The organism is Thermoplasmatales archaeon (genome assembly GCA_014361195.1).
In the GTDB taxonomy this organism is placed as follows: domain Archaea; phylum Thermoplasmatota; class E2; order UBA202; family JdFR-43; genus JACIWB01.
Map to the genome: position 1 here is coordinate 103235 of JACIWA010000002.1, position 20560 is coordinate 123794.

Genomic DNA, 20560 nt, shown 5'->3' on the forward strand with positions numbered 1-20560 from the left:
GTTTTTAATCTTTATTGCTTTCAAGAGGATGGAAAGAAAATATTTTTGGATGAAGTTTCTAATGAGAATGAGGCCACAGGAAAGGAAGAGAAAAAAAAAGATTTTTCCTCAAGAAATGAAAAATTTAAGGCCATGGAAATAGCTTTTTATGGAGAAATCCCAAATTTTTAAGCTTAAGAAAGATGAAAATGTTGGATAAGCTTTACCGCTATCTTGGCCTCTTCTTAATCGAGCTTTAATGACAAAACTTTTATAATATTCATATTTCTAAATTTCATGGATTGGGGAATTAAAAACAGGCTATCAAGAATAATAAAGAAAGATAATAGAACAGTTATGCTTGCTGTTGACCATGGGTATTTTATGGGTCCTACTACTGGCTTGGAAAATCTTGGAAAAACAGTTATTCCATTGCTTGATTATACCGATAGCTTAATGCTTACAAGAGGTGCTTTGAGGAGATATATTCCTCCAGAAATTGATATCCCTATTGTTCTTCGCATTTCTGGTGGAACAACCATATTGAATAAAAATTTACTACATGAAGGAATAATAACTTCAATTAAGGATGCAATAAGATTAAATGTTGCGGGGGTCGCTTTTTCAATTCTTGTTGGAGCGGAATTTGAAAGAGACACACTTCTTGCCTTCGCAAAAGTGATTGATGAGGCGGAAGATTATGGAATTCCTGTTGTTGCGGTGACTGCTGTTGGGAGGGAAATGGGTAAAGATGCAAAATACCTCAGCCTTGCTTCAAGGATAGCTGCTGAATTTGGTGCCCATATTGTTAAGACATATTATTGCGAGAATTTTGAAAAAGTTGTTGAAACATGCCCGGTGCCAGTAGTTATTGCGGGCGGGAAAAAGATTCCAGAAAAAGATGCTCTGGAAATGACCTATAATGCAATCCAGGCGGGGGCGGCGGGCGTTGATATGGGGAGAAATATTTTCCAATCAACAAATCCCGTGGGGATGATAAAGGCGGTGAGAGCAATTGTTCATGAGAATGCAACTGCAAAGGAAGCTTATGAGATATTTGAAAAAGGTTAGGTGTTTTTGATGCGAGTCGGGATGTATTATTGCAATAAGGATGTGAGAGTAGAAGAGATGTCTGTTCCAAAGATAAGTGAGAGGGAAATTCTTGTGAAAGTAAAGGCGAGCGGTATATGTGGAAGCGATGTAATGGAATGGTATAGGATAAAAAAAGCCCCGAGGGTTTTAGGGCATGAAATAACTGGAGATATTGTAGAAGTTGGAAAGGATGTAAAAAATTTTAAGGTAGGAGATAGGATATTTGTTTCACATCATGTTCCATGCAACAACTGCAGATATTGTCTTCAAGGAGAGCACATTCTCTGTTATACGCTTCGTTCAACAAATTTTGATCCCGGAGGATTTGCGGAATATATAAGAGTTCCTGAAATAAATGTTGATAGAGGGGTTTTTATTCTTCCAGATGAAATTTCTTATGATGAAGGAGTATTTATTGAGCCGTTAGCTTGTGTAATAAGAGGATTTAGGATAGCGGATATAAGGGCGAATCAGACAGTGCTGATAATAGGGAGCGGAATAACCGGATTGCTACAGGTAAAGCTTGCAAAAGCATGGGGGGCAAAGAAAATAATAGCAGTTGATATAAATGATTTCAGACTTAAAAAAGCAGAAGAATTTGGAGCGGATTTAACTTTTAAAGCGGATGAAAATATAGAGAAAAAAATAAGAGAATTTAATGATGGGTGGCTTGCGGATAGAGTTATTTTATCAACTGGAGCAACAAGTGCTTTTTATCAGGCTCTGAGATGTGTTGAAAAAGGAGGGGTGCTATTGCTTTTTGCTCCTTTAAGTCCAGACAAGGAATTGCCAATCAACATATTTGATATATGGAATAGAGGAATAAAAATAGTTTCTTCATATGCAGGAGCCCCCGCAGATATATATGAAGCAATAGAAATTTTAAAAAACAAGAAAATAGAAGTAAATGATATGATAACTCACAGGCTAAGTTTAGATGAAATCCAGAAAGGATTTGACTTGGTTGCGGAAGCAAAGGAATCAATTAAAGTTATAATTTATCCATAAATTTCAGCAAAATGATTTTTAAAATTTGGGCAAATTAGTTGGATAAAATGAAAATAGCACCGCCCTAAGATTAGGACAATGTATAAAGATAAGAAAGCATAGAAAGCATGACTCTATTCTTCATTTCTAACCTTCAGTATCTCCTGAATGATTCTGACTCAAAATTTTATTAAGGTATATAATCTGTTTGACCAAATTTCAAGAGTTATACCTGCTTTCATAGCTCTGCTCTCATCTCCTCTTAAGTTATATATTACTCTTCTAAGGAAAGGATTTGCAGAGATAAAAGATTTAAACTTGCACCTAAAGAAACACCACTTATTAATGGAACTGTTGCAGGATTTATGAACAATGCAGGATGTTACAGCAGAGGCAACAGAATTACCTGTATCATATACAACATAGCATTGAAATGATCCAAAGATGACTGAGACCCTTTTATTACAAAGGTAGTCAACTCTGGGTTTATGAGTGAATTTGTTATGTTAGCTTTTGGCATATTCACAATATCTATTTAAGAAAGGTATTGGAAGGGAAGATGAAATTTTTGGAGAAGTTATAAAGAAACTACCAGATTGCTATATGATAGTTGGGACATCAATCGATGCTATAAGGCGATCAGAAATTATCAGTTTTTTGATTAGATTATTTAATTATGTAGTAAATATAGGCATATCGACAGATTTAAACATGCACATCTGTACAACTCATGGTATGAAAGAAACAAGCAAATTATTCATGAAATCAACAATAAAACTGCGGTACCAGAATTGCTAAGAGTATTAGATAGTCTGAGGGATTTTTAAATGAGAAAACAATGATTCAAGAATTCTCTACTATCCAATATCCTTTAAAAGACACAAACGGGATATTCATAGAGTAATGCCAGGTATTATGGGAAACTCTATAATAATTCCTTGTGTATTAGGAAAAAGTGAAGTTTCGATTCCCACGATCGTGGAAGTAATTAATTAAAAATTTAGAATTTTTTAACAAAATACAGCCAGAATTTGGAATAATTTCAACATTTGTTATTTATATTAGAAACTCTTGATTACAAAATAAATATACTCAAGAAAAGACTTTAAACTATTTTAAAGAAAAACCTTTCGTAATGTTTTTTAGTCCAGGAGAAGGTAACTATTCGCCTTCCAATATTATAACTTATGCAAATATGTCCTTTAATACAGTTGTATTTGGACATGATCGAAAAATAGCTATTTGAGTTTGCAACGGAACGTATTTTTTCCAACTATGTGATTTTGGAAACGCATTTTATAATCATTAAATAAAAAAATTATCATTTTCAAACGATTCAACAATTGTAGATGCTGCTAAATCCCTTAAGATAATGCTAAATGAATACCTCCACCTACGGCATAATCTATAACTGCAGCATCTCCAACTAAGAGTATGTTAAGGTAAGAGAAAGACCAATCATCCTCTGCTACGGGTATGGAATAACTATAACAATGCTGTGGATTCACATAAATATTTCTAGTTTGGAGTTCGCGAGCAAAATCTTTTTAGATCCGCTCTTTGTCAGGTATGATAAATACGTAAATCTCCTATACCGTGGTTCATAAAGAGTTGGTTTTCATAAAAACATGGAAAATGCCATATGGAGAAAAATCTATAGTGACGGAATTTTTAAAAAAATTCATGATCGTAATTTGGATTCATTGGAGAAAATATCTCGATAGTAGGTGCGAGGCTTGGGCTTTTAAGAGATTTTATACTTCTTCGTACTTTGCTTGAAGCAATCTACACCAAACAAAACATGTAATTTATATTTTTTTTCGAGTTGTCTTCACTAAAGAAAATGGTATTTATAAATTGGAAAGGGGTATTTACAAATTAGATTTAAAAGATAGAAAGATACTTTACTACTTGGATTTGAATGCTCGAGAATCTTTAACTAAGATTGGAAAAATGATTGGTCTTAAAAGGGATGTAGTTGCTTACTGAATAAAAAATCTGATAGAAAATGGAGTAATTGTAAATTTCTTTACAGAGATAGATAACTTTAGATTAGGTTACAATGTATTTAGAATATACATAAACTTTCAATATGTTACAACTGAGATAAAAGAGGAGATCATAAATTACTTTGCCAGGGATGTAATATCTATTTATACCAAAGCACATGTTTATAAAAAATCTTACCTGTTACCTGAAGATTATATAAAGGATATAGAAACTGAAAGAGAGATATTTACTATGAACTGTGGTGGTAAAGCTGTTGAGATAGATGAATTAGATTATAAACTTTTAAATGAATTAGCAGTAAATGCCAGGTTTCCTCTAATTGAATTAGTTGATAAACTAGGTTGCTCATCGAAGACAGTAAATTATAGAGTAAATAATCTCATTAAACAGAAGGTTATAAGAGCTTTTCGAGATCTACAGCATTATTCGGTTGGTATTAACTTCCATATCTAGAGCACATGAACCTGGCAATAGTTTGAGCAGATCTGCAACCTGAGTTTGTAGTTAAAGATATGAATGAATTAAATAGATACAATCAATCAAAAATTCTCAGGTGCAATAAATAGTCATGCATTCTGGATAACAGAAAAGATACATAAGATAAGATGTCTGCCTGAATTATTTATTTTAGAATTTAATTAATTTTTGAAATTAAAACCTTAATGGTTATATACAATAGATGCATTTAATGAGCTTGCAATTGCATAAATTATCTTCTCCATCTCCATCATCACCTACTTTGTTTAATATTATCATGCTATACTTTATCTTGCGTTGTCTGTAAACCTTTGCTGTTAAAATTACAAACTGATGAAACATTGCATAATTTTAACAAATTAACAGTTAAATCCTGAAGATAGTGCATCTTTTAAGATTGGAAAAAGAATAATGCAAATTTTTTTGATCTCGTTGGCATAATGACCCTTTTAGAAAGAAAAATTTCATTGACAAACAGTTCAATATTAGAAGTTTATGACAAAATAATATTTATTAATGCTCCCGTCGGGATTTGAACCCGAGTCTTCGGCTCGAAAGGCCGAAATGATTGTCCGGGCTACACTACGGGAGCATGTAGCCCCGGGCAGATTCGAACTGCCGTCGGCGGGTCCAAAGCCCGCCATGCTTGACCACTACACCACGGGGCTGAATTGCATGGTTTATATACAAACAAATATTTAACTTTTGATGATTGAGCCAGGTGATTTGGTTGAGATAAGGAAAGGAAATAATGTTTATAAAGGTATTGTTATGCCTCATCATTCCTTCAGCGGGAAAAATATAATGGTTATAAAACTCGAAAACGGTTACAATGTTGGAATAAATATTAAAAATTGCGAGATAAAGTTAATAGAGAAAAGTAGGGAGAAAGAAATTGAAAAAAAGGAAATTTTTTGCCGGGAAGAAAAGCCAGAAATTGCAATAATTGGGACAGGGGGAACAATAGCAAGCTATGTTGATTATGAAACTGGAGCGGTGCATCCCGCAACAACCGCTGAAGAAATCTCAATTAGCGTGCCTGAAATATTTGAAATATGCAATATAGAAGCAAAAATATTGTTTCAAAAATTCAGCGAAAATATAAAGCCAAGGGATTGGAGGAAAATAGCGAGAGAGGTTGCTAAATTTTTAAACTCGGGCAAGAAAGGAGTTATAGTTACACATGGAACTGATACAATGAGCTATACTTCAGCATCTCTTGCATTTATGCTAAAGAATTTAAATGGCCCGGTTGTTTTTACTGGCTCACAGCGCTCCTCTGATAGGCCAAGCAGTGATGCTTTCCTTAACCTGATTTCCTCTGCAAAAGTTTCAACTACTGATTTAGGAGAAGTGGTTGTTGTAATGCACAGAAATATATCTGGCGAAATAGCCATTCATAGAGCAACAAAGGTAAGAAAGATGCATTCTTCAAGAAGAGATGCTTTTATTTCAGTAAATTCAAGCCCGATAGGATATGTAAATGAAGAAGTGGTTTTTACCCAGCCCTATAATAAAAGAAAGGATGGAAAAGTTAAAGTTAAAGATAGGTTAAATGAAAATGTCTGCCTTATTTATTATTATCCTGGCTTAAGCAAAAAATATTTTGAAAAAATAGTGGATGGAAAAGATGGGGTTGTGATTGCGGGCACGGGCCTGGGGCACATAAGCGAGGAATTAATTCCCTCTATTAAGAAATTGACATCAAAAGGTATTCCTGTTGTTATAACAACTCAATGTCTCTGGGGGAGTGTGAATTTAAATGTCTATGCTACTGGTAGAAAATTGCTTAAAGCAGGGGTAATTGATGGAAAGGATATGCTCCCGGAGGTTGCCTATATAAAACTGATGTGGGTATTAAAAAATGAGAAAAATTTAGAGGAAGCAATGCAAAGAAATATTGCGGGAGAAATATCTGAAAAAAGATGCGTAAAGGATTTCTTGGGTAAATGATAAAATTTATATGCAAAATCATATTCAATTTGGGATGGTGATGAATGAGGAAGAAATAAGGAGAGAAAGGATAAGAAGCCTTATAACACCGGATGTTGTGGTTTGTAAGGACTGCAGGGAAAGGTACAAAGATGAAGTATCATGTTCAATATGTGGAAAAAATATGCTTGATCCGAATTATAAAGGGCTTGTTTATGAGTGCCCAGTCTGTGGGAAACTTTACTGTCAGGATTGTTGGGTTAAAATAGAAGAGAAAAGAATTCATTAGTTTTTAGCATGCCAGCGGAAGAATATGGAATAGATAAAATTAAAGTACTTGATGGCTTAGAAGCGGTCAGAAAAAGACCCGCAATGTATATTGGCTCTACTGATGAGAAGGGATTGCATCATTTAGTTGAGGAAGTTGTTGATAATTCTGTTGATGAAGCGATTGCTGGATATTGTAATAAAATAGAGATAGTAATTCATAAAGATGGTAGTATAAGTGTGGAAGATAATGGAAGAGGAATTCCAGCAGAAATACATGCGGAATATGGAGTGTCTGGAATAGAAGTGGTTATGACAAAGCTCCATGCGGGCGGGAAATTTGAGAGAGGGGCCTATAAGGTATCTGGCGGGTTGCATGGGGTTGGTGTAAGCGTTGTAAATGCTCTTTCTGAGTGGCTTGAAGTAGAAGTGAGAAGAAACGGAAAAATTTATAGGCAAAGATATATAAGAGGGAAGCCAGTTTCTCCTGTTGGAATTTTTGGAGAAGCTAACTCAACTGGAACAAAAGTTACTTTTTTGCCTGATAGGGAAATTTTTGGCAATTTAACATTTGATTATCATACAATAAGGAGAAGATTGCAGGAGATAGCATTTTTGAATAAAGGATTGAGAGTAGAGATTCTTGATGAGAGAGATGGTAAGAAAGATTTCTTCCAATATGAAGGAGGAATTTGTGAATTTATTGAATATTTAAACAAGAATAAGAACCCAATTCATCCAGTAATTTATTTCAGTAGTCAAAAGGAAAATGCGGAGATTGAAATAGCTTTTCAATATAATGATGGCTATACTGAAAATATTTTGACATTTGTAAATAATATAAATACAAAGGAAGGGGGAACGCATCTATCTGGTTTTAGATCCGCTCTTACAAGAGTTTTAAACGAGTATGGTAGGAAAAATTATTTCAAAAATGATGAGAGTTTTGATGGAGAGGATGTCAGGGAAGGTTTAACCGCTATAATATCATGTAAAATTGAAAATCCTCAATTTGAAGGGCAAACGAAAACAAAACTTGGAAATAGTGAAGTAAGGGGGCTTGTGGAAACAATGTTTTATGATAAATTGATGACATATCTGGAGGAGAATCCCGCAATTGCAAAAAAAATACTTGATAAAGTTTTGCAAGCAGCAATGGCAAGAGAAGCAGCGAGAAAAGCAAAAGAACTCGCAAGAAAGAAAAATTATATCGAATCTTCTCTTCCGGGTAAATTGGCGGATTGCGTTGAAGATGATCCAGATAAATGCGAACTTTTTATAGTAGAAGGCGAATCCGCTGGAGGGTCCGCAAAGCAGGGGCGTGATAGGAGATTTCAGGCGATTTTGCCTTTGAGGGGGAAAATACTTAATGTAGAGAAATCACCAGAGAAGTTGTTTAAAAATGAGGAGATAAATGCATTAATTTCTGCAATCGGCACTGGTATAGGAGAGGGATTTGACATAAGGAAGATAAATTACAAAAAAATAATCATAATGACAGATGCAGACGTAGATGGTGCGCATATAAGAACACTTCTTTTAACGTTTTTCTTCAGACGAATGCGAGAGCTAATTGAAAATGGCTATGTTTATATTGCTCAACCACCTCTATATAGAATAAAGAGGGGTAAAGAAGAATATTATGCATATAGTGAAGAAGAAATGAGGGGTATAGCGGGAGATGGAGCGATAATTCAACGTTATAAGGGCTTAGGAGAAATGAATCCTGAACAACTATGGGAAACAACAATGAACCCCGCTAAAAGAATACTGAAAAAAGTTGAAATAGAAGATGCAATAAAAGCAAATGAATTATTTACAATTTTAATGGGGAAAAATGTTGAAGAAAGAAGAGAATTTATAAAGAAGCATGCAAAGGAAGTGATGAACCTTGATATCTGATGAAAGAATTCTTATAAGAGCTATTGAAGAAGAAATGAAGACTTCTTATTTAGATTATTCAATGAGCGTAATAATAGGAAGAGCTCTTCCAGATGTAAGAGATGGGTTAAAACCAGTTCATAGGAGGATACTCTATGCAATGAATGAAATGGGAATAAGGCACAACAAGGCTCACAGAAAATCCGCAAGAATAGTCGGAGATGTTCTCGGGAAATATCATCCACACGGCGATCAGGCGGTTTATGATGCTTTAGTAAGAATGGCACAGCCATTTTCAATGAGATATCCTCTTGTAGATGGTCAAGGTAATTTTGGAAGCATTGATGGAGATGAGCCCGCAGCAATGAGATATACTGAAGCAAGGCTTTCAAAAATAAGTGAGGAAATACTTAAAGATATAGACAAGGATACGGTGACATGGAGGGATAATTTCGATGGCACCTTAAAAGAGCCAGATTTCCTACCATCTTTATTGCCAAATCTGCTTGTAAATGGATCAAGAGGAATTGCGGTTGGGATGGCAACTGAAATTCCCCCTCATAATTTAAATGAAGTTGTTGACGCTGTAATAGCAACAATTGATAATCCTGATATAACAATTCAAGAACTATTTAATTATATAAAAGGACCGGATTTTCCAACAGGAGGAATAATTTGCGGGAGAGGAGCAATATTAAATGCATATGAAAAGGGGCAGGGAGTAATAAAAGTAAGGGCAAAAACGAGGATTGAGGAAGATGCTATAATAGTAAATGAAATTCCTTATGGTGTAAATAAATCAAAATTGATTAAAGATATTGCAAATTTGGTTAAAAAAGGAAAAATAGAAGGAATTGCTGAATTGAGGGACGAATCTGATAGGAGTGGATTGAGAATATTTATAAGAGCTAAAAAGGGCATTGATCCAGAAATTGTGCTAAACCAGCTTTTCAAACACACACAGCTTGAAATCTCATATGGGATTCTGAATATTGCAATTGTAGATGGAACTCCAAAAATATTGAATTTAAAAGAAATGATTGTTGAGTATATAAAACACAGAAAAAATATAATAACAAGAAGATGCGAGTATGAACTAAAGAAGGCGATAGAGAGAAAACACATTCTTGAAGGGCTTGTTAAAGCACTTGAAAATATAGATATGGTAGTTGATATCATAAAGAAATCAAAAGATAGTAAAGAAGCAATGGAAAATTTGATAAAATCCTTCAATTTTTCTCAAGCACAGGCAAAGGAAATTATATCAATGCCATTGTCAAAGCTAACTTCTTTTGAAACAGATGAAATAAGGAAAGAAAAAATTGAAAAAGAAAATGAAATAGAAAAACTCAATAGAATTTTAGGAGATAAAAATGAGATTTATAAAATAATAAAGGAGGAGTTGATTTATCTAAAAAGCACATATGGAGATGAAAGGAGAACTGAAATAGTGGAAGAGATAAGCGAGTTTGATAGGGAAGATTTTATCCCAGAAGAGAATATCATTATAATTTTAACCGATAAGGGCTATATAAAGAGAGTAAAACTTGAAGAATATAAAAGCCAGAGAAGAGGTGGAAAAGGAATTTTAGGAATGAAAGTAAAGGATGAAGATGAGGTTTATAGAACAATTGTTTCATCCACACATGATGTATTACTTTTCTTTTCATCAGACGGAAAGATATATAAAAAGAAGGCTTATGAAATTCCACAGGGAGATAGATATTCTAAAGGAAGGGCAATAATAAATTTACTTGGGTCAAGAGAGATAAAGGAAATTTTGCCAGTAAAAAATTTTGATGACTATCTTATTTTTGCAACAAAAAAGGGTATGGTAAAGAAAACATCTCTTAAAAACTTTATAAATATAAGGAGGAATGGAATAATTGCAATAAAACTCGATAAAGGAGATGAAATTATAGGTGTTAAAATCTTAAAGGAAAATGATAAAATAGTTTTATCTACAAGAAATGGATATGCATGTGTTTTTAATGAAAAAGATGTTAGGGCAATGGGAAGAAATGCGAGAGGGGTTAGAGGAATAAAGTTGAGAGGCGATGATGAAGTGGTATCTCTTGAAATAGGAAAGGATGATTTACTCACAGTAACTGAAAAAGGATATGGAAAAAGAACAAGTATAGATGAATATAGATTGACAAAAAGAGGAGCTAAAGGAGTGATCACAATAAAAATTAGTGAAAAGAATGGTAAGGTAGTGGGTGTTTTGTCGGTTAGGGAAGGAGATGAAATTTTAATATCCACATCACAGGGAATGATTGAAAGAATAAAAGTCTCTGATGTAAGGAAGCAAGGAAGAAATACAATAGGAGTTAGGTTGATAAAACTCTCTGAAGAAGATAGAATAAAAAGCGTGACAAAAATAAGCTTTTAATGGGCCGGTGGATCAGAGGAAGATCGCCTGCTTCGCAAGCAGGAGGTCGCGGGTTCGAAATGCAAACGAAAATCCCGCCCGGTCCATTATTCTTTAAATCTCTCCCATTCGCTTATCAGGCATCCGCAATATTTTTGGGTATATAGTGCATAGAGTTTTGTAATTGCTCTAGATTGGCTAACTCCTTCTCTAAAATCCTCATAATAAAAATCAATTTCATATTTTTTGCCGATTTCCTCACCTATTCTCTTTATTTCGCTGTGATATTGGTTATGGGAAGAAAGCAGTGTCGTTGAAAAAGCATCAAAGTAATTATCTTTCGCATATTTTGCGGTTTTATTAAGCCTGTATTCATAGCAATAAATGCATCTGTTGGGCCTTTCAAAATTTTTCATCTGCCTTAAATAATCTATAAAATCATATTTTTCATAAATTATTTTAACATCCTCAATTTTTGAATATTTAATCAAAGTATCCTTCCTTGCTTTATATTCCATATAAGGATGTATATTTGGATTATACCAATAACCAACAACTTCATATCCTTCATCATTCAATTTTTTATGAGGGTATACAAAACATGGCGCACAGCATACATGCATTAGAATTTTCATAAAGTTAAAACATTCTAAAAATTTAATTTTACCCATTAATTTATTTTGCTTTTTGCCTTTTATGGGCCCGCCGAGATTCTCAAGCAACCCGCAATGGGAGTTGCAATTTGAACTCGGGTCTATGGCTCCCGAAGCCACAAGGATAAGCCAAACTACCCTACGGGCCCATTTTGAAAAAATTTACTAATTTTTAAATTTTAAGATAATCTATTTTCCTCTAATAAGGCATTTTCGCTCCATGGTTTAAACAAGCTAAATATTGTAACTTCTATTGATGAAAATGAATTTAAGCCCGCATAATCATAAGCTATTACGGTTAAATTTTTACTTCCAATAGCTCCTCCCCATCTCCATTCATATGGTGGCTCAGTGTCATTATATTTTTCCTCCTCATTAACATAGAATTTTACCATGTTTATACCTATATTATCACTCGCACTCGCCTCAACTGTTATCTTTCCAACTATTATTGTTTTTCTAAGTGTGGGCAAGATTTTTCTTCCAAATACATAGAATTTTCTTTCTTCAGGTGTAATTATGCTTATTGAAGGGGATGTTTTATCTATTTTTATTGTTACATTTTTTATTTCTTCGCTATTTCCAGCAACATCAGTTGAATAAAACTCAAGAAGATGAATTCCTTCGCTACTTATATTGAAAGTTCCATTATAAACAGTCCAGTTTCCTCCATCCAGCCTGTAAAATGTTTTATTTACACCACTTGTCGCATCAGTTACGTTGAATGTAACATTTACATCGCTTATATACCATCCATTCTCGCCAGATGTACCATTTAACACACATTCTGTTACTGGTGCAACTGTATCTATAGTTACATTGCATATATCTGTTGCATAAGAACCATTGTTATCAGTTACATTCAAAACAACAGTGAAATTTCCATCTATCGCATAAATATGTGTTAAAATTTTACCGCTTCCAGTTGAGCCATCTCCAAAATCCCAGTTATAGGCAGTAATATTTCCATCTGGATCATAACTTGCGGATGCATCAAAAGTAACATTTCTAACATTCAAAATCTGGTCAGGGCCCGCATTCGCGACGGGCGGGCGGTTCAAAATTACTATTGTTTTCTCTCTCGAAGAGCCATAAATGGTGCCACTTATATTCCAAAGAACAACAAGCTTTACAGTATAGTTTCCAGGTTTTTCATATATATGGGTAGGATTCTTTGTTGTTGCTCCATATCCGTCACCAAAATACCAGACTCTATCTATAATCTGGGATTGATTTTGAGATGTATCATTAAAATGCACAACTTCCCCGGAAGAAGGTGTGGCGGGATACCAATCAAAATCAACTATGGGATCTGAGGCAATCACTGGCATAGCCATGATGATAGCCAAACTCAATACAAGCAATTTCTTCATGTGTTTATATGCAGAAAGAGTTTTTAAGCATATCGGCTTTTAATAATAATGATTGTTTGTGGTAATATTTATAAAAATGGCATAAAAAATGCCTGCTTGATTATAGAAGATGGGAAAATAGTTGGAATAAAAAAATATATAAAAGGGAGTAAAATTGATTATGGTAATGCAATCATTTTTCCTTCCGCTATTGATATACATGTGCATTTCAGAGAACCAGGAAATGAAGAAAAGGAAGATTTTTTTACTGGCACAAGAGCTGCTTCCCTTGCTGGAGTAACCTGTGTTTTTGATATGCCAAATAACAAGCCTCCCGTATCTAATAAAAAAATTTTTGAGGAAAAGAAAAGAAGAGTGAGCAAAAAAGCTTGCATTGATTTTGCTCTATATGGGGGAATAAAAGAGAAAGTTGAGGAAATGGATTGTATAGCATATAAGTTATTTTTATCGAAGGATAATGAGCTTTTTTGTGAGAATGTGAAAAAAATTCTTATTGAAGTAAAGAAAAGAAATAAAATAGTTGCAATACATGCGGAGAGCGAAGAATGTATACAAAGAAAAAAATCAAGGAATCTGGTAGAACATGAAAAAAATAGGGGCTTGGAATGCGAGCTAAATGCAATAAAGAAAATAGTTGATTTAAATAAAAAAATAAAAGCTAAAGTACATATATGCCATGTCACATCAAAAAAATCAATAGAAATCATAAAAAGGAAGGCAAGTTTTGGAGTAACCCTTCACCACCTACTATTTTCTTTTGAAAATCTTTTTAAAAAAGAGGGTTTTGGAAAAGTAAATCCTCCTTTAAGGAATAAATTTGAAAGGGAAATGCTTTTTGAAGTATTCAAAAAAGGAGAGATTAAGATTTTTGAGTCAGACCACGCCCCTCACTTGGTGGGGGAGAAGGAAAATTTTGAAGATGCGCCATGCGGGATGCCAGGGGTGGATGCTTTTGTGCCAGTTCTTCTTTATTTTGCGAAAAATGGAATGATTGATTTCAAGATAATTGAAAATTCTTTTTGCAGAAATCCAGCAAAACTATTTGGCATAAAAAAAGGAGAGATTAAAGTTGGAAATGATGCGGATTTCATGGTTATAGACTTAAGAAAAGTTAAAAAGATTAAGCCATTATCAAAATGTGGATGGAGTCCATATGAGGGAATGAAATGCATCTATCCAATGCATGTATATCTTAGAGGAGAAAAGGTGGTTGATAGCTTTGAATTTGTTGGAGAAAAGGGAAAGGGCAGGATGATAAATGGATGAAATAATAAAATGGCTTATAGTTATTGGTGCATCTCTCTCACCTTTTTCGGAGTTAAGAGGAGCAATACCTCTTGCATTCTATTATAAGCTAAACTTATTTTTTGCAATCCCATTGATATTATTTGCAAATTTTCTTCCTTCCCCTTTAATAATTAAATTTCTTTATCCTGTTGAAAGATGGCTTAGAAAATGGAATTTTTGGAATAAATTTTTTGAAAAAATGTATAAATATACGAGAAGAAAAACTGAAAAAAGCATCGAAAGATGGGAAACACTCGCCCTGATAATATTTGTAGCGATTCCCTTGCCTTTTACTGGAGCATGGACAGGAAGCTTAGCATCCTATCTTTTTGGCTTAAATTTCAGAAAATCATTGATATGCATATTTACAGGGATATGCATTGCTTGCATGATAGTTACATTACTTACATTTGCGGGAGTAAAAATTTTTGGATAATCAAAATTTCAAACTTCTTCAAATCTATCTTTAAGTTTTTCCATAATCTTTGGGAAAGTTGTATATTCCATTTCCTCTAATGGGAGGCGATGTGGTTCAAATGGGCCATGCCTGCGCATATATTCCGCTATTTCCATTGCTTTTTGGCGGGTGTAATCAAATGCGGGGTCATCAAATAAGTCTTCATGGGAAGTAATTTCTCCATTTTTTACTTGAAAACCAATTGCGGTAACCCTTGGAGGGCCATCAAAGCGTGTGCACTTTGCATTTTTAAGCGAGACGGGCATAATCGGGCCATTGTGGCTTCCTCTCATCCATCCAGAAACAAGATGGGGGAAAGAGAATGGTTCGAGAATTTCTCCGACCGCGGGCAGGCCCGATTGAGCTCTTACCGCAGCAACAGGGTCATCTTTTCCTACATATTCACCCGCTATCTGATATAATTTTTCTGTTGATATCACCGCTACAGGCTCATTTGTTGGCAATTTTTCTCTCGGAAAAACTCTTTTTATTACAAATCTCGATTTTGCTCCTATTAAAGCCAATAGGTCATACATTTCCTCAGGGGTATTCATCAGCACTTTTTTATGCTCTTTTATGTCCCATACCTCAAATGTAAATCCTGAATGCAGGCTTGGATCTATAATTAGGCCAGCGGTATTAAATGGATCAGCGAATATTTTAAAAATTGGCAGGTTAAATGCTCCCGGCTCCGTTTTATCCATTAAGAATGCAATAACCGGCTCTGATTTTCTTTCAGTAAATTCCATCTCTGCTATTCCTGGACCCATTCCCTTTATATTTCCGGAAAATGCATCTTTCAACAAGTCCTGACCCGCTCCATAAAATCCAAGTTTATTAGCTATATCGCTTGCGGATTTAAAAATATCCCATGCCAATGAATGCACTTCTTCATTATCCTCTCCTCTATGATGGGTCATTATAAGCTCTAAATCATCTCCACAATTGGTTACAAAAAAATCCTTTATCACTCCTTTCTCTTTTGCATCTTTAAGCATTTCCTCCGCTTTTTTTATAAGTCTTTCATCAACCCTTGAATGGCCTGGTGAGCCACCTACATCCGCTTTTATTATACTAAATGTAGTTTTCATGAAAGTGTAACGCATTATATGTTAAATTCTTTACTGTTAATATCTCAATCCAAGTTTTGGAACCTCTATACCATTACCTTTTTTAACTTTACCAACAATTTTTGTTTCTTCATATTTATTCAAAAAATCAACAACATCATCCGCAATTTCTTTTTCCACCGCCAATGCCATTCCCATTCCCATATTAAATGTCTGATACATTTCTCTATCACTTATTTTTCCCAATTTTTGGATTATCTTAAATATGGGTTGTGGCTCAAATGGTTGATCTATGCTTAAAAGGGCATTTTTTGAAATCCTCCTCATTTTCCTTAGCCCTCCTCCAGTAATATGTGCAATTCCTTTTATTTCAAAATTCTTCCATAAAGCAACAATTGGCCTGACATAAATTTTTGTTGGCTCAAGCAGCGCGTGTCCGATTATCCCTATTTCATCAATTTCATCATGAAATGAGTAACCATTTTCCTTAAAAACTTTCCTTGCTAGAGTATAACCATTCGAGTGAATTCCACTGCTCCTTATACCTATTATTACATCTCCTTCCTTCACTTCTTTTGGTATATCCTTTTCTACAATCCCCACACATGTCCCAGCCAGATCAAATCCTCTTATTATTTCAGGCAAGCTGGCGGTCTCACCCCCTATTATTGAAATATTTGCTTCATCTGCCCCCCTTTTTAATCCTCTTGCAATTTCCCTTGCTATCTCAACATTTAATTTCTCAAAAGCTACATAATCAACAAATGCAACTGGCCTCGCCCCCATTACAAGAGCATCATTGACATTCATTGCAATGCAATCAATTCCAACTGTATCCCATTTTTTCATTTCATTTGCAACCATTACTTTGCTTCCGACTCCATCAGTACATAAAACAATTTTAAAGCCATTTATTTCAACCCTGTCTTTTTTAAAACCTATTCCTTTTAAAATTTCATTAACAATTCTCTCTTCCTCATCAATATCAACTCCCGCTTTAGCATAAGTTAGTTCATCCATGCTTGAAATATTGCATCAGTAATTAATTTTTCCCTAAATTATTAAAGAAAAGAGGCTAATTATTGCAAGAGAGGTAATTGGAATTGCTGAATATTTTGATATCCCTGCATTCTCTCTTAGCTCAACTCTTTCAAAAACAAAAACAAAGATTGGAAGAACTAATGAAGTTGAGATTATATGCCATATCATAAAAGGAATTGCCAAGGTATAGCATAAGCTCAGATATTTCAAGTTTCCACCATAGTAGCCAAGCCACCACCCAAAATTTGTCCATAAATCATATAAAATTATAGATGGAATACTTAAAGATATAAAACATTTTGCGGATTTTTTTCTGAGCAAATAGCCAATTCCCGCAATTATTGAAAACCCTGACCATGTAAATAAAAATATAAAGTTATTCCCTATGAAAACATCAGTTATCACCATTATTATGAAAGGAACAAGAAAAGTAAAATATTCCTTCAAATACCTTCCAGAAATTAAGGAAATAGATGCAATCACAAAGAAAACATCTCCCGCTATAAAAATCGGTTGCGATATACCAAAAATATTCAAGTATATGGGGGGCGGTGGCGGGAGGAAGTTTCTCAGGAATATTCTCGAAATTATTCCAATTGAAATAAGTAGCGATGCTATTGCTATTTTTTTCATGTTCTGGGGCATATTCATGGATATCATTTTACCATTTAAATTTTTAACCATCTTATCACACCTTGAATAATATAGCTTCATCACTTGCGTTATTTCCCGCCATATCATATGCAATTGCATTTAATTTATATTTTCCTTTTCCATTATCAAAAAGCCAGATATAAGGCTCTTTTTCAGCCCTATAAACCAATTCACCATTTAGATAAAATTCTACTTTTTCTATCTCGCATTGCAAATCGTTTGCATCCACTTCAACATTGATTTCTCCTATAACAATGGAAAATCCAGGAAATGAAATTATCTGTCTATCAAAAATGTATATGCCACCACTCGGCTTTTTTATTTTTACAGAAGGGGCAATATCATCAACTGAAACATGAACGCGTATCCTTATCAATATATCGCAATTGCTTGGATTGCTTGAAAAATCCCCGTAGAACCAATCAACAACATCTCCTTCTTTTACTTCATATCTATCCGCCCCAACCCATGGGAGAGGTTCATCTGGATAATTTACCCAGTATTGCCATCCTTTCATCCCTTCATTTTTAATGCCATTTACTGAATCAACAAGCAATGAGCCATATTGGACATACCAACTATCATCGATAGTGTAGCTAAATTCCGCAATTTTTGATGCTTCATGCAAAGCTCCTAATGCGGTTGCATGATTTATTTTATATTCCTTTCCACTTTTCGCAATAGCTCTGAATTTCGCATTTTTAAAAAGATTTACATCTCCTTCCCACCCATCGATTGCTAAAGCAGGTATCATAGTGGTTGTTAATATTATTCCTACTAATATTGCAATTATTCCTTTTTTCATTTCATCACCTGTAAACTTTTTTTTACAATTGTAAAATAAATTTTACTATTTAAATTTTTGCAAGCCACAGCAAAAATTCCTTATTTCAACTTTTTTTGCTTCCTGCATTGCTTTTTTTGAAGGAATTGCAATTTCCTTTATTCCAAGCTTTACCAGCTCTACATCAAATTTTCTGGGGCGCATGCAACCTATTGAGAAATTAAAACCCTTTGAATATTCTATAAATTTTAATACTTCTTCCTTATTTATGGCTAGATTTTCAAAAGGGGTAAAAGGGGTTGGCATTACTATATTTAATACTATTTTTTTTATCTTATAATTTTTAAGTTTATCAATTACTTCCCATTCCTCAACTTTTCCATAGTTCAATCCGATTGTTATATGAGGCGTTATCTCATTTCCTGCTTCAATAAGGCGATTCATATTGGCAAAGTAATCATCGGATTTTTTTTCTAGATTAAAAACGTTTTTTATTGCATTATCAGATGGTAAATCAACAAATGCAATATCACAAGCCTCAACTAGTTGATCAGCCATTTTTTTGTCAACAAATCCAGGATGAATTGCAATATAAAACCTTTCTCTCAGTTTTTTAATTGCATCAATCATTTTATTGAGATTTATCAACTCTCCATTTCTGTTGAAACCTCCGCTTATAAGAATTCCATATCCTTTGAATTTTTCCCCTAATTTTAAAAGCCCTTCTCTATCTCCTATTTTTATCATTCCATTTAGATATTTTCCCATGCAATGCTTGCAATTTAGTTCGCAATCAGATATTGCAACAGGAATAAAATTTGGTTTTGGAAAATAAGCTATCATATCAATTCAATAAAATTTTTGAATATTTCTTTTCCATATTGAGTATGCTCAACTTCTGGATGAAATTGCAACCCAAAAAATGGCTTCTCCTTATGCATCATTGCCTGCACTCTACAATATTTAGAGGAAGCAAGTAAGGAAAAATTTTCCGGAATTTTAACAACCTCATCATTATGATTTTCCCAAACAAAAAATTTATCTGGCAATCCTTTAAATAGAGCATCCTTCTCAATTATCTCAATTTCAACCTTTCCATATTCTGGAGTAATTGCCTCAGCGCATTCCCCTCCAAAAAATCTTGCCATGTATTGATGCCCCGCGCATATACCCAATACAGGAAAATCAGCTTTCGCAAGATATTCATCGCAATTCCCAAGCTTTTCCCGCAGGCCAACGCGGGGGGCGCCCCCAGACAGCACTATGGCATCCGCATCCTCTATTTTTTCAAAAGGAGTTGTATTTGCCACTATTTCCGCTTTTACTCCTATATCTCTTAAGGTTCGCCATTCTAAATGCGTCCATTGTCCGCCATTGTCTATTACATATACTTTCATTAAGGATAAATTTTTTTTGTATAATATTTTTTGCGAAAATTTGAAAATGCATGAATGTTTAAGGAATGTGATCAGGAGATGCAGTGAAGATGACTTAAAAGAAGTGCTGGAAATAGAAAATTTATCATTTAACTACCCATATCCTCCCTACTTTTTTTATGAATATCTCAATAAACTTTTTTTTGTTGCAGAAGAAAATGGGAAGATTGTTGGATATATAATAGGAGATAGCGAAAGAAACATGATAATATCGATTGCAGTTCATCCTAGCCATAGGAGGAAGGGTTATGGAAAAAAATTGATGGAGCATCTCCTAAAATTTATGAAAGGAGATGTTTTTCTGCAAGTGAGGAAGAGCAACAATGGAGCGATAAAATTTTATGAAAATATGGGTTTTAAAAAGAAAGGTGAAATAAAAAACTATTATTTTGATGGAGAAGATGCTTATATAATGGTAAAGAGGATAGATTAAGAAGAAAGGTTAATTATTGCTTGAGCAATGTCTCCCTTTGCCTCTTCAAGGGCTTTTCTTGCCTCCTCCCTGCCTTTTCCAGTTTTTTCTGCGACCATCTCCACATCTTCTTCTCTTATTTTAACTCTTACTTTTGGCTCACCACTTATCTGATAGATTTTTTTGCCTTTCATGTCCATTATTCCAACTGTTGTTTTTTCAAAAACATATTCTTTATCCTTTGTTTCAATTATTATTCTTTCTGCATCAATCTCCTTAAAATCTATTCCCATTCTCTTCATGGCCAGACGAATTTGCTTTTCATCCATAAATAAAAACTTTTTCAATTATTTTAGTTTTTGCATAAATCACATAATTTTTAAATCAAATTTTACTT

19 protein-coding genes and 4 tRNA genes are annotated in these 20560 nt (G+C 34.1%); 11 read left to right on the top strand and 12 right to left on the bottom strand.

Translation table 11 applies throughout. The features are described from left to right. Positions 1 to 276: 276 nt before the first annotated feature. The 3 genes from lsrF to H5T44_01960 all read left to right on the top strand — a co-directional run bounded on the left by lsrF (position 277) and on the right by H5T44_01960 (position 4521). Positions 277 to 1050, top strand: coding sequence for a 3-hydroxy-5-phosphonooxypentane-2,4-dione thiolase (lsrF, locus tag H5T44_01950; GenBank protein MBC7081001.1), 774 nt, complete (start codon positions 277 to 279; stop codon positions 1048 to 1050). A 9-nt stretch (positions 1051 to 1059) separates the two neighbouring features. Next, positions 1060 to 2079 carry an alcohol dehydrogenase catalytic domain-containing protein gene (locus H5T44_01955; protein ID MBC7081002.1) on the top strand — a complete coding sequence of 340 codons (1020 nt, stop codon included), beginning with the start codon at positions 1060 to 1062 and terminating at the stop codon, positions 2077 to 2079. 2220 nt (positions 2080 to 4299) lie between these two features. Next, positions 4300 to 4521 (top strand): winged helix-turn-helix transcriptional regulator, encoded by a 222-nt coding sequence (locus H5T44_01960; protein MBC7081003.1) that lies wholly within the window; start codon positions 4300 to 4302, stop codon positions 4519 to 4521. A 541-nt stretch (positions 4522 to 5062) separates the two neighbouring features. Here the strand turns inward: H5T44_01960 and H5T44_01965 are convergent. Continuing rightward, positions 5063 to 5137: transfer RNA gene (locus H5T44_01965), tRNA-Glu, on the bottom strand. Between the two features lie 3 nt (positions 5138 to 5140). Then, positions 5141 to 5213: transfer RNA gene (locus H5T44_01970), tRNA-Gln, on the bottom strand. 40 nt (positions 5214 to 5253) lie between these two features. On the opposite strand from H5T44_01970, the gene gatD reads away from it, so the two are divergent. The 5 genes from gatD (at position 5254) to H5T44_01995 (ending at position 11103) form a co-directional block, all read left to right on the top strand. Then, positions 5254 to 6498 carry a Glu-tRNA(Gln) amidotransferase subunit GatD gene (gene gatD, locus H5T44_01975; GenBank protein MBC7081004.1) on the top strand — a complete coding sequence of 415 codons (1245 nt, stop codon included), beginning with the start codon at positions 5254 to 5256 and terminating at the stop codon, positions 6496 to 6498. 40 nt (positions 6499 to 6538) lie between these two features. Beyond that, a complete protein-coding gene (locus H5T44_01980) occupies positions 6539 to 6766 on the top strand; it encodes a hypothetical protein (protein ID MBC7081005.1) in 228 nt (75 codons plus the stop codon). An 8-nt stretch (positions 6767 to 6774) separates the two neighbouring features. Then, complete coding sequence (gene gyrB, locus H5T44_01985; GenBank protein MBC7081006.1) at positions 6775 to 8646, top strand: DNA topoisomerase (ATP-hydrolyzing) subunit B; 1872 nt, start codon at positions 6775 to 6777, stop codon at positions 8644 to 8646. Then, the gene (gyrA, locus tag H5T44_01990; protein ID MBC7081007.1) at positions 8636 to 11017 is read left to right on the top strand and encodes a DNA gyrase subunit A; all 2382 of its coding nucleotides are present in this window, start codon (positions 8636 to 8638) and stop codon (positions 11015 to 11017) included. The genes gyrB and gyrA overlap by 11 nt, the downstream gene beginning before the upstream one ends. Position 11018: 1 nt before the next feature. Next, positions 11019 to 11103 (top strand) — tRNA-Ala (locus tag H5T44_01995). Here the strand turns inward: H5T44_01995 and H5T44_02000 are convergent. The 3 genes from H5T44_02000 to H5T44_02010 all read right to left on the bottom strand — a co-directional run bounded on the left by H5T44_02000 (position 11104) and on the right by H5T44_02010 (position 13022). Next, entirely contained in the window at positions 11104 to 11631 is a 528-nt protein-coding gene (locus H5T44_02000) for an epoxyqueuosine reductase QueH (protein ID MBC7081008.1), read from the bottom strand. A 62-nt stretch (positions 11632 to 11693) separates the two neighbouring features. Next, positions 11694 to 11798: transfer RNA gene (locus tag H5T44_02005), tRNA-Pro, on the bottom strand. A 30-nt stretch (positions 11799 to 11828) separates the two neighbouring features. After that, on the bottom strand, positions 11829 to 13022 hold the full coding sequence (locus H5T44_02010) for a PKD domain-containing protein (GenBank protein MBC7081009.1): 1194 nt from the start codon (positions 13020 to 13022) through the stop codon (positions 11829 to 11831). 48 nt (positions 13023 to 13070) lie between these two features. On the opposite strand from H5T44_02010, the gene H5T44_02015 reads away from it, so the two are divergent. Beyond that, positions 13071 to 14288 carry a dihydroorotase family protein gene (locus H5T44_02015; GenBank protein MBC7081010.1) on the top strand — a complete coding sequence of 406 codons (1218 nt, stop codon included), beginning with the start codon at positions 13071 to 13073 and terminating at the stop codon, positions 14286 to 14288. Then, positions 14281 to 14745: a small multi-drug export protein gene (locus H5T44_02020; GenBank protein ID MBC7081011.1), complete on the top strand. Its 465-nt coding sequence runs from the start codon at positions 14281 to 14283 to the stop codon at positions 14743 to 14745. Before H5T44_02015 ends, H5T44_02020 begins: the two co-directional genes overlap by 8 nt. Positions 14746 to 14753: 8 nt before the next feature. Here H5T44_02020 and H5T44_02025 read toward each other — a convergent pair whose 3' ends face one another. Genes H5T44_02025 through H5T44_02050 form a run of 6 tightly spaced genes read right to left on the bottom strand, consistent with a single transcriptional unit; the run spans position 14754 to position 19712 of the window. Further along, positions 14754 to 15857: a fructose 1,6-bisphosphatase gene (locus tag H5T44_02025; protein MBC7081012.1), complete on the bottom strand. Its 1104-nt coding sequence runs from the start codon at positions 15855 to 15857 to the stop codon at positions 14754 to 14756. A 36-nt stretch (positions 15858 to 15893) separates the two neighbouring features. Further along, positions 15894 to 16856 (bottom strand): phosphoribosylformylglycinamidine cyclo-ligase, encoded by a 963-nt coding sequence (locus H5T44_02030; protein ID MBC7081013.1) that lies wholly within the window; start codon positions 16854 to 16856, stop codon positions 15894 to 15896. A gap of 33 nt (positions 16857 to 16889) precedes the next feature. Next, entirely contained in the window at positions 16890 to 17510 is a 621-nt protein-coding gene (locus tag H5T44_02035) for a hypothetical protein (GenBank protein ID MBC7081014.1), read from the bottom strand. 55 nt (positions 17511 to 17565) lie between these two features. Beyond that, entirely contained in the window at positions 17566 to 18336 is a 771-nt protein-coding gene (locus tag H5T44_02040) for a DUF4430 domain-containing protein (protein MBC7081015.1), read from the bottom strand. Positions 18337 to 18381: 45 nt separating this feature from the next. Further along, positions 18382 to 19158 (bottom strand): hypothetical protein, encoded by a 777-nt coding sequence (locus H5T44_02045; GenBank protein MBC7081016.1) that lies wholly within the window; start codon positions 19156 to 19158, stop codon positions 18382 to 18384. Continuing rightward, the gene (locus H5T44_02050; protein MBC7081017.1) at positions 19155 to 19712 is read right to left on the bottom strand and encodes a GMP synthase subunit A; all 558 of its coding nucleotides are present in this window, start codon (positions 19710 to 19712) and stop codon (positions 19155 to 19157) included. The genes H5T44_02045 and H5T44_02050 overlap by 4 nt, the downstream gene beginning before the upstream one ends. Before the next feature lie 46 nt (positions 19713 to 19758). Here H5T44_02050 and rimI point away from each other — a divergent pair, with 46 nt between their 5' ends. After that, positions 19759 to 20184 carry a ribosomal protein S18-alanine N-acetyltransferase gene (gene rimI, locus H5T44_02055; protein ID MBC7081018.1) on the top strand — a complete coding sequence of 142 codons (426 nt, stop codon included), beginning with the start codon at positions 19759 to 19761 and terminating at the stop codon, positions 20182 to 20184. Here rimI and H5T44_02060 read toward each other — a convergent pair. Further along, positions 20181 to 20492 (bottom strand): nascent polypeptide-associated complex protein, encoded by a 312-nt coding sequence (locus tag H5T44_02060; GenBank protein ID MBC7081019.1) that lies wholly within the window; start codon positions 20490 to 20492, stop codon positions 20181 to 20183. The genes rimI and H5T44_02060 overlap by 4 nt on opposite strands. Between the last annotated feature and the right edge of the window lie 68 nt (positions 20493 to 20560).

Excerpts from the sequence above, each read along its gene's own strand:
- lsrF (MBC7081001.1), top strand. The coding sequence starts at position 277 with ATGGATTGGGGAATTAAAAACAGGCTATCAAGAATAATAAAGAAAGAT.
- H5T44_01955 (MBC7081002.1), top strand. The coding sequence starts at position 1,060 with ATGCGAGTCGGGATGTATTATTGCAATAAGGATGTGAGAGTAGAAGAG.
- H5T44_01960 (MBC7081003.1), top strand. The coding sequence starts at position 4,300 with ATGAACTGTGGTGGTAAAGCTGTTGAGATAGATGAATTAGATTATAAA.
- gatD (MBC7081004.1), top strand. The coding sequence starts at position 5,254 with ATGATTGAGCCAGGTGATTTGGTTGAGATAAGGAAAGGAAATAATGTT.
- H5T44_01980 (MBC7081005.1), top strand. The coding sequence starts at position 6,539 with ATGAATGAGGAAGAAATAAGGAGAGAAAGGATAAGAAGCCTTATAACA.
- gyrB (MBC7081006.1), top strand. The coding sequence starts at position 6,775 with ATGCCAGCGGAAGAATATGGAATAGATAAAATTAAAGTACTTGATGGC.
- H5T44_02000 (MBC7081008.1), bottom strand. The coding sequence starts at position 11,631 with ATGAAAATTCTAATGCATGTATGCTGTGCGCCATGTTTTGTATACCCT.
- H5T44_02010 (MBC7081009.1), bottom strand. The coding sequence starts at position 13,022 with ATGAAGAAATTGCTTGTATTGAGTTTGGCTATCATCATGGCTATGCCA.
- H5T44_02015 (MBC7081010.1), top strand. The coding sequence starts at position 13,071 with ATGATTGTTTGTGGTAATATTTATAAAAATGGCATAAAAAATGCCTGC.
- H5T44_02020 (MBC7081011.1), top strand. The coding sequence starts at position 14,281 with ATGGATGAAATAATAAAATGGCTTATAGTTATTGGTGCATCTCTCTCA.
- H5T44_02025 (MBC7081012.1), bottom strand. The coding sequence starts at position 15,857 with ATGAAAACTACATTTAGTATAATAAAAGCGGATGTAGGTGGCTCACCA.
- H5T44_02030 (MBC7081013.1), bottom strand. The coding sequence starts at position 16,856 with ATGGATGAACTAACTTATGCTAAAGCGGGAGTTGATATTGATGAGGAA.
- H5T44_02035 (MBC7081014.1), bottom strand. The coding sequence starts at position 17,510 with ATGAAAAAAATAGCAATAGCATCGCTACTTATTTCAATTGGAATAATT.
- H5T44_02040 (MBC7081015.1), bottom strand. The coding sequence starts at position 18,336 with ATGAAAAAAGGAATAATTGCAATATTAGTAGGAATAATATTAACAACC.
- H5T44_02045 (MBC7081016.1), bottom strand. The coding sequence starts at position 19,158 with ATGATAGCTTATTTTCCAAAACCAAATTTTATTCCTGTTGCAATATCT.
- H5T44_02050 (MBC7081017.1), bottom strand. The coding sequence starts at position 19,712 with ATGAAAGTATATGTAATAGACAATGGCGGACAATGGACGCATTTAGAA.
- rimI (MBC7081018.1), top strand. The coding sequence starts at position 19,759 with ATGCATGAATGTTTAAGGAATGTGATCAGGAGATGCAGTGAAGATGAC.
- H5T44_02060 (MBC7081019.1), bottom strand. The coding sequence starts at position 20,492 with ATGGATGAAAAGCAAATTCGTCTGGCCATGAAGAGAATGGGAATAGAT.